Source organism: Paludicola sp. MB14-C6, assembly GCF_030908625.1.
Taxonomy (GTDB): domain Bacteria; phylum Bacillota; class Clostridia; order Oscillospirales; family Ruminococcaceae; genus Paludihabitans.
In genome coordinates this window covers 938054-951888 of record NZ_CP133133.1, presented here as the reverse complement: position 1 = coordinate 951888, position 13835 = coordinate 938054, and the positions used below count along the sequence as shown (strand labels likewise).

Here is a 13835-nt window from a genome sequence, read left to right as displayed (position 1 = left end):
TGAACTTAACAGGGATTCTTGAATCCCTGTTAAACTCTATTTTGAATGAAATGAATTGAATATAGGAGAGTTTAGTATGGTATATACTTTAGGAATTGACATTGGCACTTCAGGAACAAAAACCATTTTGATGAATCAAATTGGTGAAGTGATTGCAAGTTATACAGTGGAATATCCATTATATCAACCTCAAAATGGCTATGCAGAGCAAAATCCATCAGATTGGTATCATGCAGTAGTAGATACTGTTGCGGCTGTTGTGAAAAACAGTGGTATCTCAAAAGATGAGATTAAAGGAATTGGGTTGTCAGGCCAAATGCATGGCTTAGTTATGCTTGATGAAAATGGTGAAGTAATCCGCCCATCGATAATTTGGTGTGACGGAAGAACAGCAGAGCAATGTGTAGAGATTACCAATCTTGTTGGCGCAGAAAAGCTATTATCTATTACAGCAAATCCTGCTATTGCTGGATTTACTGCTGCAAAAATTATGTGGGTTAAAAAATATGAGCCACAAAATTATGCAAAGTGCAAGAAGATTTTATTACCGAAAGATTATATTCGTTATATGCTAACGGGTGAATTTGCAACTGAGGTTTCCGATGCTTCCGGAATGCAGCTGCTTGATATTAAAAATCGTTGTTGGTCTGATGAAGTACTTGAAAAATTAGATATTGACAAAGCTCTATTGGCAACAGTTTATGAATCACCTGAGGTAACGGGCAAGGTAACCAAAGCATTTGCTCAAGCAACAGGAATTAACGAAGGAATAATCGTTGTTGGCGGTGCAGGTGATAATGCAGCAGCTGCTGTTGGAACTGGCGTGGTTGAAGATAGTAAAGCTTTTACTACAATAGGAACAAGCGGCGTGTTATATGCACATACTTCAACAATGAAATTAGACCAAAAGGGAAGAGTGCATACATTTTGCAGCGCCGTACCAAATGAATGGCATGTAATGGGTGTGACGCAAGCAGCAGGTCTTTCCCTTAAATGGTTAAGAGATACTTTGTGTCAAGAGGAAATAGATTATGCAGAACAAGAGCAAGTAGACCCATATGTTATTATGGATCAGCTTGCAAAAAAAGTACCAATCGGTGCTGACAAGCTTATCTACTTACCATATCTAATGGGAGAACGTACTCCTCATTTAGATACCAATGCAAGGGGAGTATTCTTTGGCCTTTCCGCAGTTCATACCAAAGCGAACTTTATTCGTGCCGTATTAGAAGGCGTTTCTTATTCTTTACGTGATTGTAAAGAGGTACTAGCAGAGATGGGTATCGACGCAAACGATATGATGATCTGTGGTGGTGGCGCAAAGAGTCCACTATGGCGTCAGATGCTAGCTGATATCTATGGTGTTGATGTAGTTGTGCCGGCTTCTAGTGAGGGTGCGGCGCTCGGTGTAGCAATTCTTGCAATGGTTGGTATCGGTCAATATAAGACTGTACAGCAAGCATGTAGCGCTATTATTAAAAAAGATAAAGTGACAAATGCCAATAAGCAATCCCACGATCAATATGAGCCATTTTATCGTTTGTATCGATCCTTATATCCTTCATTAAAACAAAGTTATCAACAATTAAACAACATATAAGTTAAGAGCAACATACGATTCACCGTATGTTGCTCTTATTCGTTTATTGATTCGATTTTTTATACCATGTGAACATAGTCTATATTGTATTATTCATTTACTTTAAATCTGTTAATTAGCTCATGTAATAATTCAGATTGACTGGATAATTCTTCACTAGCAGCTGCACTTTGCTCTGCGGTAGCTGAGTTAGTTTGAACAACCGCAGCAATTTGATCTACACCGGATGTTACTTGATTTACAGCAGTTGCTTGTTCATTGGATTCTGTTGAAATATCATCCATTAAATCAATTGCTTTTTTCGTTTTCTCAACAACTTCACTAAGTGATTTTGCTGTGTTATTTGCAATCTTTGTTCCATTCTTAACAGCTAAAACAGAACTTTCAATTAACGCAGAAGTTTGATTTGCAGCCTCAGCACTCTTACTTGCTAAATTACGAACTTCTTCGGCTACTACTGCGAAGCCTTTGCCTGCAGCACCTGCACGAGCAGCTTCAACAGCAGCATTTAGTGCTAAGATATTTGTTTGGAACGCAATATCATCAATTGTTTTAATAATCTTGGAAATTTTAATTGATGCTTTGTTGATATCATCCATTGCGGTTACCATTTGCTTCATTTCATTATTGCTTGTAATAATACCATTTCCGGCTTCATCCGCAATTGTGGTTGCTTGTTTTGCATTTTCGGCATTTTTCTTAATTCTAACAGCAATTTCTGAAATAACAGCAGAAAGCTCTTCAATTGCGCTTGCTTGTTCTGTTGCACCTTGTGATAACGCTTGTGAACCGCCTGCAACTTGAGTAGCACCACTGTTAACTTGATCAGCAGCTTGACTGATTCCAAGTAAAGTTGTTTGCAATGATACAACGATATTGTCCAAAGCCTCTTTTATTGCAATAAAGTCGCCTTTATACTCTATTTCAGATTGTACAGTTAAATCGCCATTACCAATTGCACTTAGTACAATTGAAATTTCTCCGATATATCTCTTAAGTCCTTCAACCGTATTGCCAAGAGCACGAGATAATTGTCCGACTTCGTCTTTGGTTTTCATAACTTTAAAGTTGCCATTATTGTTTCCAATTCCAATTTCGCCGTTTTCAATGTCATTTGCAACAGTAACTAATTTTTTCAATGGTCTTGTTATAATGAGATTAACAATGAAATATACAAACACAGCACTGATAACAAAAAGTAGAAGTGCCACAATTATTGATGCCATAAGAGCTTTAGCTTGTCCAGCTTGAATTGCTTCAATATTTAAACCGGTGAAAATCATACCAATTGGAGCTTTATCGTTCCCTAATATTGGTTTATAAATAGTGTGGAAATTTTGCCCTAAAATATCTATTTCTTTTTCGTACGTTTTTCCATTTTTTAATACAGTATTAATAATATCGGCATTCGCTTTGGTATTATTTTGTCTTGAGCCATCTTTTTCTAATGTCGTATTGTAACGGGTGTCACCAAAGAATAAAGTAAATTCATTTCCGGTAATCATTTTTAAGTCATCAACGATTTGGGGTTTTCTTAAGTTATAACTAATTAGTACAGAGCCAATTACTTTTCCTCCAGCATCTTTTATTGGTGCAGAAGACATTACTGAAAATTGAATTGCTTGGTTCTTTTCTATTGAAGTAATAGAGGTACCTTTTAATGCAGATGCAAAAATGCCTATTTTGCCGTAATCTTCTTTTACACGGGAATCACCAATACTTGTAAGGACAATACCTTTTTCATCTGTGAAAATAATGTTGTCACATCCAATTTTTGAAAAGTATGTAGTACCACGCATGGTTAAAGCAGGATCATCTTTTGCTATGATTCCATCACGAATGATACTGTCCACGCCTATATCTTTAGCAGTTGATGCGGTTGTTGTTTTATAGCCTTCTATAACTTTTTCAATTGCACCAATTGATTGATGACATTCGGTAATATATGATTTTTTTAATAATGCTGTTAATGCAGTATATACGATAGATACACAAATAATTAAAGCAATTGCTAAACATGGAACGATTGTTAAAATCAGTTTTGAGCCTAATCCTTTTAGCTCAATTTCCTTGAATTTTTTTATCAAGTTTTTGAAAATATTTTTGAAGCTTTTACTTTTATCTGAATTATCTGCAGTATGCTTCGGAGCTTTTGATTTTAATTTTTGAATGATCTTAGAAACAGGTTTTTCTTTCTCTTCGGTTACTAAATTTTCTTGTTGAACATCCATTTCACTACCTAAATCAACTACTTCAATGTTTTCAGTTTTAGAAGTATCTACACATTCTATTTCATCTACTACCTGTTGCGCACTTGTGGAATCAATAGAGTCATTGTCTAAACCACTGTTAACCTCCATTGCTTGAACATCATCATATTTAGTTTTGCTGTCATCCGATTTGCTTGTGTTAAATCGCTTCACTGCCATATCCTCCCTAAATAACTACAATTATTTTTGATATTGATTTATAATAAAAGTCAATATTATAACGCGTTTGTTATTAATTGATATTTATGTTAGTGTACCTCTTTTCAGCTTATATGTAAATACATTCCTAAAAAAATGTTAATAATATATAAAAATTTGTCGTTTTAAACAAAATAAAGTCGAAAAAATTGTGGGCTTGCCCATGAACTCATCCCATTAAATACCTTGTAATTCAAAGGTTGGGGTATATTCTTCTTTGGCTGATGATTTTTCCTGTAAAAAGCCCTCTAATTGATAATCGTTCACTTTATCTAAAACTTTATGATATTCATAAGAAAAAATTCTTCGGTTAATTTCAGGAAATTCATTGCTCTTGTAAAATGGAGTATACTGACTCATCAAGCTGATTAGAATTTCATTTTTAGAAAAATGAGTGGCAATCCAATCGAAAATAGCAATGGAGTCTTTATATCCTTTTGGCATAACCATATGCCGAATGATTACCCCTTTTTGCATAATACCATTTTCATCAAATTGGGGTTTTCCAACTTGTTCAAGCATTGCTTTAATAGCTTTTGATGCCACATCAAAATAGTTCTTTGCGTTTGAATATCGCTCAGAACGAGCAGAGTCATAATATTTCAAGTCGGGTAAATAAATATCGATATAACCATTTAGTTTATTTATTGTATCTATTGTTTCATATCCACCTGAGTTATAAACAATAGGAATTTTCAATTGATGTTTGACAAGTTCTATTGCTTTGATTATCCAAGGTACATAATGTGTCGGGTTGACAAGGTTTATGTTATGAGCACCTTGACTTTGTAATTCCAAGAAAATTTGCGATAGTCTTTCTATTGAAATTTCTTTACCGTAATTTTCAGCACTGATTTTGTAGTTTTGGCAAAAACAGCATTGAAGGCAGCATCCTGAAAAAAACACAGTACCTGAGCCATTGTTGCCGCTGATACATGGTTCTTCCCAGTAATGTAAGGCCGCACGTGCAACTTTTATTGAAGCTCCACCGCCACAAAATCCATGATTTCTGGTGCGATCAGTTTTACATTTTCTTGGACATAGCTGACATGATTGAATCATATTTTTCACACTCTTTTTGTTTCTTATATTATTATCGGCACGAATTGCCAAAAATAGAGGTCTTATTGAATAATTTTTGAATTGTCTATAAAAAGTTGAAGAAATACTTTACATATGATATAATAAATTTACCATATTTTTTATGTTAAATTACATAAATTTATGGTGTATATTTTACATTCGATATTTTATAAGCATATCTTAGTTATTTTGCATTGAAATACCGTTTAATTTTTTATTTGCGAGGCATAATTATGGACATTCAAGCACAACACGCTAAAAAGCGTAAATCAAAATTTAAACTGAAGCCATTATCTTATATTATCATTGGTATAGTGGCCCTTCTTTGCTGCACTGCTGTAATCGTAACTGTAGTAATCACTTCCGCTAAAAAGAAAGAAGCAGTTGCTGCTGCAGCTATTGCGAGTCGAAAAGCGGAATCAGAATATCAAATGCTATATGAGCAAGAACAAGAAAAGCTGAAAGAAGAAGCAAATGTACGTGGTAAAGAAGATGCAAAGCGTGAAGCTGAAGCTGAGAAAAAAGTTGAACTCAAAAAAGAACAAGAACGAATTGCTGAAGAAGCAAGAAAAAAGGCTGAGGAAGAACGTATTCGTAAAGAAAAAGCTAGGCTAGAAGCCATTCGTAAAGAGCAACAACGTGCAAAAGAAGAAAAAGCACGTTTAGAGGCTGAACGAAAAGAGCGAAGTCGTCTTTCATCTGTTATTAAATCCCAAGAAGCACGTTTGGCCGAGGAACAAGCTGAATATAGCTCATTAATGCCGAAAGCAATTGTAGAACTTCCCGTTGAAAATATTCTTCAAAATCCTGAATTGCCAAACGGCTGCGAGATTACATCGCTTGCAATTGTATTAAACTTTTTAGGTTTGCCGGTTGATAAATGTATTTTATCAGATGATTATCTTCCTAAAATAGAATTTCATGATGTAAACAAGCAACGTGTGTGCGGTGATCCAAACGTTGTATACTGTGGAAATCCAAGATATCGAAGTGGTGGCTATTATTGCTTTGCCGCACCACTCGTTAAGGCATCTAATTCAATTTTAACTGCAATTCAGGCATCTTACCATGGAACCGACATTACAGGTTCTAACGAACAACAACTATTATCACATCTTGATGCCGGACGTCCTGTCATTGCATTTACAACACTATCAATGGGAGATCCTGTTACCTATGAACCATCCAAGTGGATTATGAATGATAACGGTGATGTTCATGTGCCATTTTTGAATTTACACTGTGTTGTTTTGTATGGATACGATGAACAGTTTATTTATATTGCAGATCCTTTAAAAGGAAAGATTCAATGTAAACGTACATCTTTTATGGATTCTTATCAAAAAATAGGCTCTCGTGCTATGGTAGTTGAACAGTAAAATTATCTCTTGGTTAACTCCCTAAAATGCTATTTTCTATTTTAATTCCTGAACAGTAATTATATTGGTAGGCGATTTTGTGAATCAATCAGTAAAAGCAATAACTGACTTTATTTTTGTGGAAAATGAACCTCAAAAATGTGATGCAATTATGGTCATCGGTGGTTCTAACCCTGAATTAGGCGAAAAAGCAGCAGAATTGTGGAAGTGTGGTTATGCACCGCTCATTTTCGTCGGCGGGGGTGTAAGCATAAAAACTGGTAAATTTCCAGGGCCTAAAGCAAAGAGGAATATCTATTCAGAAGATTATAAGACTGAATTTGATTTTTTTATGGATGTTCTTTTAAAGAATGGCGTTCCAATTGAAGCAATAACAGGAGAAAATCGTTCGGGATATACTCGCCAAAATGCATTTTATGCTAGGAAAAAAGTGGACGAGATGCAATATAAAATTAGTAAAGCAATTCTTATTTGTAAATCCTTTCACGCAAGAAGGAGTTTAATGTTTTATCAGCTTGCATTTCCTAAAACAGAGTTTTTGGTAGTTCCTATTATATGTTATGACATTTGTAAAGACAATTGGTTTACTACTGAATATGGAGTCCAACGTGTAATGGGGGAACTATCTCGTTGCGGAAATCAATTTGTAGATGACTATGTTCATTTAAGAAATACTTAAATAAAAGAAAAAATTATCAAAATAAAGGTGTGTATTGGTTGCGGCCAATACACACCTTTAAAAATCATTACTTATTTTCTTTTTACCGGTTGATCATATTCTACTCCGAAAGTTTCAACAGTAACGATCTTCATAATTTGATCTTGAGCCGGTTTATCAGCATAATCAGTTACAACATCAGCAATTTTATCGACAACTTCAATTCCTTCCGTTACCTTTCCAAAAGCAGCATATTGACCATCTAAATGTGGTGCATCTTGGTGCATAATAAAGAATTGAGAGCCGGCACTATCTGGATGACCTGATCTAGCCATAGAAATTACGCCTCTTGTGTGTTTTAATGTATTGTCGATTCCATTCCCTTTAAATTCACCTTTGATACTGTAGCCTGGACCGCCCATTCCTGTACCATTCGGATCGCCGCCTTGAATCATAAATCCTCTGATTACACGATGAAAAATAACACCGTCATAGAATCCATCTTGTACTAAAGAAATAAAGTTTTTTACTGTGTTTGGTGCGATTTCAGGGTAAAGCTCAATTTTGATTTTGTCGCCATTTTGCATTTCAATTGTTACGATTGGATTTTGCATTCTATATTCTCCATTCTAATATCATATATATTATTCTTTTGTGCTGCTTGTTTCTTGCTTTTGGGTTTGGCTCGCCTCACCATTAGAGGTCGTTCCTTCAGAAGGAGTTTCTTCTGTTTGCTCTTTTTTCGTGGATGATGCCGCATTAGAAGAGCTGATACCTTCAACTGATAATAGTTTTACTGAAAGAAGCTGATAACCTGTTTTAATCTTTTTCACTTTGTATTGCATTGTTTTACCAACTTGTTCCACTTTGCCTTTAGTCTTAAAGTCCCACATCGCATTTGGCATAACATAACTTACTTTTAGGGTAAGAATATCACCTGATTTTGTAATTTTATCGACTCTTGGACGATATGGTAAAAACTTAGGTGTTGACTCTATGGAATACATTTTACTTTGTTCATCATAGTTCATTTGTACACTCGTATCATCAACTGTTTGATGCTTTATCTTTACATTGTTACCATATAAGCGGCGAATATAAGGCTCAATATCAATTGCGGGTACATAAATACAGCCTAAATCATCTTTATCATATTTAGCTTTATTCGGTTCATCAATAATAAATTCCCAAATTGCTGATGATATAATTGCTGAATTATCGAGTTTTGTTGGGTTATCGAACTCAGGAATATCAATAATTACAAAAGGAAAGATTTCTTTTGCAAGCTCTTCTTTTTGTGAGGTGTTGTTGATTACTCCATTTGTAAATCGAATGAGTCCCCATACGCTTGCAATTACGCCAATGATACAAAATAGAGACATAACGCCACCAATTAACGCAACTCGCTTTTGTCTTTTTGAACGGTTTGATTTTTTGCTTTTTAATTTTTGGATTTGAGGATTTTTCGAACGAGAAACTTCATCATGAAAATGTTCGGTCGTTTTTTTCTCTATAATAATTTCAGGTTCTTGTTGTCCTTCCATTTCTGATGAAGTAACTTCAATAAAGCGAGCAGAACGGCTTTCTTTTGAAGAATCCTCATTTAAATCTTTTCCTAAAGAAGTATTCTTTGTGGCTTCAATTACAGAATTCTTATTCTTATTTTTGCCTTTTGCATTAGTCGATTGCGGCGGCTTCGCTTCCTTATTTTCATTTGGCTCAGTAACAGTAGCTGATTGAGTTTCTACTTTTTCTTCAGATTCAACTTTCTTTGCATCTTTGCGAATTGTTTCGTTAATTTCGGAAAGAATCGCATCTAAATTGTTATCCTTCTTTTTCTTTTCTTCTGCCATCTTTCTTTCCCTCCTATCTTACATTTCCATTTCCGATAATGATATATTTCATTGAAGTCAATTCTTTTAATCCCATCGGACCTCGTGCATGTAGCTTTTGCGTTGAAATGCCAATTTCAGCACCTAATCCAAATTCTTCTCCATCTGTAAAGCGAGTAGATGCATTCACATAAACCGCAGCCGCATCTATTTCACTTGTAAATTGGTTCGCATTGCGTATATTATTTGTTACAATTGCTTCTGAGTGATGTGTTGTATAAGTTTGAATATGCGTTATTGCTTCATTTAAAGAATCTACTACCTTAATAGACAAAATATAATCTAAAAATTCAGTTGCATAATCTTCATCCGTTGCAGGTATAACGCAATCGCCCAGAATATGTTTTGTTTTATCGCAGCCAAGCAACTTTACATTGTTTTGATCAAGTAATGCTTTTACCATAGGTAAGAATTTATTTGCTACATCTTTATGCACAAGCAGGCTTTCACACGCATTGCATACGGATGGTCTGCTTACTTTAGCATTATACACTATTTGTGCACCCATTTGCAAATCTGCTTCGTTGTCAATATATACATGACAATTTCCAACTCCCGTTTCAATTACAGGGATGGTTGCATTCTTTACAACAGCTTGAATCAAACCGGCTCCGCCTCGTGGAATTAAAACATCAATCACACCATTTAACTGCATCATTTGGGTGGATACTTCTCTTGAAGTATCTTCAACAATTGAAACAATATCAGGATGAAAGCCTTGATTAGCAATTGCATTTTTCATCACTTTTGCTAAAGCAATGTTAGTATGAATTGCTTCTTTACCGCCTCGTAAAACAACTGCATTAGAGGCTTTCAAACAAAGTGCCGCCGCATCAACGGTTACATTTGGGCGAGATTCATAAATAATACCTATTACACCCAAAGGAACTCGTATTTTTTTAATTTCCAAGCCATTGGCTAATGTTCTGCCTTCTATTACTTCATTGATTGGATCGGGCAGCATAGCCACTTTTCTAACGCCATTTGCCATTGCTTCTATGCGTTGTGTTGTTAATCGTAGACGATCTTGCATGGTTTCAGAGATATTATTGTCTTTTGCATGGCTTAAATCAATCTCATTGGCGTTTAATATTTGCTCAATGTTAGCAATTAAGCTGTCTGCAATTGCATAAAGCAGCTTTTGCTTTTGCTCAATAGTAGCCTTCGCTATGTCTTTTTGTGCTTGTTTTGTTTTCTGAGCTAATTCCAATATGTATGACATACGTTTCTCCTTTATGCTGAATTTTTATTTTTATTTGTTATCACAGTAAAAAACCGTTCCGATCGGTTTACCTTCTAATAGATCATAAAGGTTATTTGGGTTGCTTCCATTTAAAATTGCCATAGGTATTTTGGATTCAAAGCAGTATTGTGCAGCATGAATTTTGGTTTGCATACCACCTGTACCAAGCGCACTACCTTCTCCACCTGCTAACCCAATAATATAATCGTTAATTTCCTTAACTTCATGAATGAGCTTGGCATCTTTGTTTTTATGAGGATCTGCATCATATAATCCATCAATATCTGAAAGAATAATCAACAAATCAGCATCTACCAAATCTCCAACGATAGCGGAAAGTGTGTCGTTATCACCAAATTCAATTTCATCAACAGAAACAGTATCATTTTCGTTTACAATAGGAATAACGGATAACTCCAGTAAGCGTTGAAATGTGTTTATTACATTCTCTTTTCGCTTTTCTGATTCAATAATATCTCTTGTTAATAAAACTTGTGCAACATTATGGTTATATTCTGTAAAGTACTTATCATATATATACATTAACTCACCTTGTCCAATAGCTGCACAAGCTTGCTTGGTTGGCATATCAGTTGGCTTTTTCGATAGTCCAAGCTTGCCAACACCAACTCCAATTGCGCCTGATGTAACAAACACAATCTCTTTCCCAGAGTTTTTTAAATCGGATATTACTTTAATCAATTGTTCAACTCGTCTTATATTTAACATACCTGTTTTATGTGCTAACGTGGAAGTTCCAACTTTTATAACAATTCTTTTTGCCTTGCGAATTGTAGACCTCATTATTTTATCCAACCCTTTCTATTTCAATTGAAGAATCTAATTCATTTTTTGCTGTAAAATAGTTTGCAATTCTATCTTTTGCATAAAAAGCAAATATAAGATTGATAAGCGGAATGCATATGATTGCCGGTAATACAAAACAAGAAAATAAGAATAACGGTAACATAGCAAGCCATAAAACCAAAATAGAACCTTTTTTATTTTTAGCAATCTGAAATGATATACGAAACGCCGTAAATGGTTTTGTTGAAATTTCGGATACATATATATAATCTGCAAAGAAAAAGCCAATGGTAATATAAGTAGCATATACCACTGCTAATAGGAAAAACACTCCTGTTAGAAGAAATAGAATCGCAAAGAGCAATCCAAGTACTTCGCCCTGCACTTCAATTTGCACGCGCAATGCAACTAAAAGTGCCATAACGGGGACGAGCAGACCAACATAGATTAATGTTATTATAATTGATTTAATCAAGCTGTACCAAACTGCACGCCAATAGCTTTTCCATGTGCCAAAATAGTTTACAGCTTCTTGCAATGGGACATCTTCGGTTACTAACTTATAATTCCAGCCTTTCACATTTAATAGAAAGGGTTTTACTAAAATAAAATATAATGATAATGGAATTAAAGTTATTAACAAGGTGTTCCCTGAAAAATTCATTGTCATATCAGGGTTTATAAGTGTTGGTTTTAACACCATAGAAATAACTTGTTCCACTAATAAAACGGTAAAATAGGCGAAACTCAACAGAAAAAGCAAACCGATTGCTTTTCCAATGTTACATTTAAGTCGTTGCGCCGACTGCTTAACAATTTGATGTAATTTCACGCTGGTTTCTCCTTTTTTAATTAGCATAGCCGTAATTTCCAATATAGTATACTGTAGAATACTTTTTGAATTGAAATTTTTAAGTATTACTTCATTTTATATTATAAGTGCAAAGTGGGTGTTTGATTTTTGACTTTGCTATTATTATATCACACATGACAGCTGTTTTTACACTCTTTTTTTTCATTTTCATCCATGTTCGGAATAAACTTCATAACCAAAATCGTTTGAATAGCAAAGTAGTTCAATTGTATTAAATTTTAACTATTCATCTTCATTTTCCGCTTTATGTTCTATTAACTCATTTGTATATGGTACAGCAGTATAAACTTCAACAGCTTTTGTATTAGACCAAAGTGAGCTGTTAACTAATATTGTGTAGCCCTTTCCATTACCAACAACCCATTCAGTTGGCTTCCTTTTCGGAATTCCACACATAGCAAGCAGCTGCATGATAACACCGCCATGAGTAATTAACGCCGCATCGGATATTTTTGATTTCATCATATCCATAATGATTTCTTCAAGGCCGGATAAAATTCTTTGATTAAATTCAGGCATCTTTTCTGCACCTTTTAAGCCATCTTTCAAAGAGCGTTCCATCCACTGCATATATTTTTCATCTTGCATTAAGTCAGTAATGATTTTATTTTCAAACTCACCAAAATCATATTCTCGTAAATTATCAATTAAAGTTGGTGTGAAGCCAGGGTAAATTAGCTGAGCCGTTTCAATGCATCGAAGCATCGGACTGGAATACACTCTTCCAACATTTGGGTATTCGCTGGTATTTAATAACGATTTGATTTCGTTTATTCCATCTTCACAAAGAGATAAATCTGTTCTACCTATATACCTTCCTTCGACATTTCCCTGCGTTAAACCGTGTCGAATCAGATAGATTTTGTATGTTCTCATAAATTTTTTTCCTTTCTTGATTAGAAACATAATACTTTATACAAAAAAAACGACAAAAAATTAAATTTTTCTTAAAAACTGCTTTACAAATAGTAGGCAATGTAATATAATTTACTTTACGTTAATGCTTTAGGAGGTTGGAATCCATGAATGCGGACTTTCCAAGAATACTTACGCTTTTAAGAAAAGAGCGAGGTATCAGTCAAAAACAAGCTGCAGCCGAACTTCAAATTTCGCAAGCGCTTTTATCTCATTATGAAAAAGGAATACGAGAATGCGGTCTTGACTTTGTTGTACGTACTGCTGATTTTTATGGCGTATCTTGTGACTACTTATTAGGGCGTTCTCCTGAAAGAACAGGTGCCCAGCTTTCCTTTGATGACATTCCTGAGCCTGATAGTACAGGTAAGGAAAATACATTAAAAGGCAGTATTTTACCAACATTAAATAAAAAGCTTGTTTTTAATGCTCTTAATATTATTTTTGATCTCCTCCAAAATATTAACAGCAAAGAGCTTACAACAGAAGTTTCAAGCTTCATGAGTTTAAGCGTATATAGAATGTTCCGTATTTTATATGGTATTAACCCTAAAAACGAACAAACTTTATTTACGGTATCTCCCGTTGTTGCATCTGCAAAAGCGTTGGCAACAATGGCTGTTTGTGAAGCCAATTCCAATGTGATTGCCAATGAATTAATAGCGCAACAACCGGAATTAAAAGAGAAACTTTATATGTCTACTCAAACCTTGCAACAAGACTATCCTTTGTTTACAACTTCGCTTTTAAACTTAATTAAGAATAGTGAGACAACAATTAACAAATAGGATAGCAATAGTAAAACAAACTATTAGTTTTATTTTACCATCAATGCCTTGAAAAATAAAGACTTTTCTTATAATATTTCAATGAGTGTTTACTCATTAGGCACTTAGCAATTGATCTACTTAAATGT

Annotated in this window: 12 protein-coding genes; 4 read left to right on the top strand and 8 right to left on the bottom strand. The window is 34.6% G+C overall.

Annotation, left to right across the window (positions count from 1 at the left end; genetic code table 11):
- The first annotated feature begins 76 nt into the window (after window positions 1–76).
- The gene (gene xylB / locus RBG61_RS04495; protein ID WP_307946153.1) at window positions 77–1600 is read left to right on the top strand and encodes a xylulokinase; all 1524 of its coding nucleotides are present in this window, start codon (window positions 77–79) and stop codon (window positions 1598–1600) included.
- 89 nt (window positions 1601–1689) lie between these two features.
- Here the strand turns inward: xylB and RBG61_RS04490 are convergent, their stop codons facing one another.
- Window positions 1690–4023 (bottom strand): methyl-accepting chemotaxis protein, encoded by a 2334-nt coding sequence (locus tag RBG61_RS04490; protein ID WP_307946152.1) that lies wholly within the window; start codon window positions 4021–4023, stop codon window positions 1690–1692.
- Window positions 4024–4245: 222 nt separating this feature from the next.
- Window positions 4246–5130, bottom strand: coding sequence for a radical SAM protein (locus RBG61_RS04485; protein WP_307946150.1), 885 nt, complete (start codon window positions 5128–5130; stop codon window positions 4246–4248).
- Between the two features lie 254 nt (window positions 5131–5384).
- Here RBG61_RS04485 and RBG61_RS04480 point away from each other — a divergent pair, with 254 nt between their 5' ends.
- Together RBG61_RS04480 and RBG61_RS04475 are read left to right on the top strand one after the other, a co-directional pair.
- Window positions 5385–6530, top strand: coding sequence for a C39 family peptidase (locus RBG61_RS04480; protein ID WP_307946149.1), 1146 nt, complete (start codon window positions 5385–5387; stop codon window positions 6528–6530).
- A 79-nt stretch (window positions 6531–6609) separates the two neighbouring features.
- The gene (locus RBG61_RS04475) at window positions 6610–7209 is read left to right on the top strand and encodes a YdcF family protein (protein ID WP_307946147.1); all 600 of its coding nucleotides are present in this window, start codon (window positions 6610–6612) and stop codon (window positions 7207–7209) included.
- 71 nt (window positions 7210–7280) lie between these two features.
- Here RBG61_RS04475 and RBG61_RS04470 read toward each other — a convergent pair whose 3' ends face one another.
- From RBG61_RS04470 to RBG61_RS04445, 6 genes are all read right to left on the bottom strand, one after another.
- The gene (locus RBG61_RS04470; RefSeq protein WP_307946146.1) at window positions 7281–7802 is read right to left on the bottom strand and encodes a peptidylprolyl isomerase; all 522 of its coding nucleotides are present in this window, start codon (window positions 7800–7802) and stop codon (window positions 7281–7283) included.
- Window positions 7803–7832: 30 nt separating this feature from the next.
- On the bottom strand, window positions 7833–9041 hold the full coding sequence (locus RBG61_RS04465; RefSeq protein WP_307946144.1) for a hypothetical protein: 1209 nt from the start codon (window positions 9039–9041) through the stop codon (window positions 7833–7835).
- A 13-nt stretch (window positions 9042–9054) separates the two neighbouring features.
- A complete protein-coding gene (locus tag RBG61_RS04460) occupies window positions 9055–10302 on the bottom strand; it encodes a glutamate-5-semialdehyde dehydrogenase (protein WP_307946143.1) in 1248 nt (415 codons plus the stop codon).
- Window positions 10303–10332: 30 nt separating this feature from the next.
- Window positions 10333–11127 (bottom strand): glutamate 5-kinase, encoded by a 795-nt coding sequence (proB, locus tag RBG61_RS04455; protein WP_307946142.1) that lies wholly within the window; start codon window positions 11125–11127, stop codon window positions 10333–10335.
- Between the two features lie 4 nt (window positions 11128–11131).
- On the bottom strand, window positions 11132–11962 hold the full coding sequence (locus tag RBG61_RS04450; RefSeq protein ID WP_307946141.1) for a hypothetical protein: 831 nt from the start codon (window positions 11960–11962) through the stop codon (window positions 11132–11134).
- A gap of 264 nt (window positions 11963–12226) precedes the next feature.
- Window positions 12227–12880 carry a histidine phosphatase family protein gene (locus RBG61_RS04445; RefSeq protein ID WP_307946139.1) on the bottom strand — a complete coding sequence of 218 codons (654 nt, stop codon included), beginning with the start codon at window positions 12878–12880 and terminating at the stop codon, window positions 12227–12229.
- A gap of 146 nt (window positions 12881–13026) precedes the next feature.
- Between RBG61_RS04445 and RBG61_RS04440 the strand changes: the two genes are divergently transcribed.
- Entirely contained in the window at window positions 13027–13707 is a 681-nt protein-coding gene (locus tag RBG61_RS04440) for a helix-turn-helix domain-containing protein (RefSeq protein WP_307946137.1), read from the top strand.
- Window positions 13708–13835: the final 128 nt, after the last annotated feature.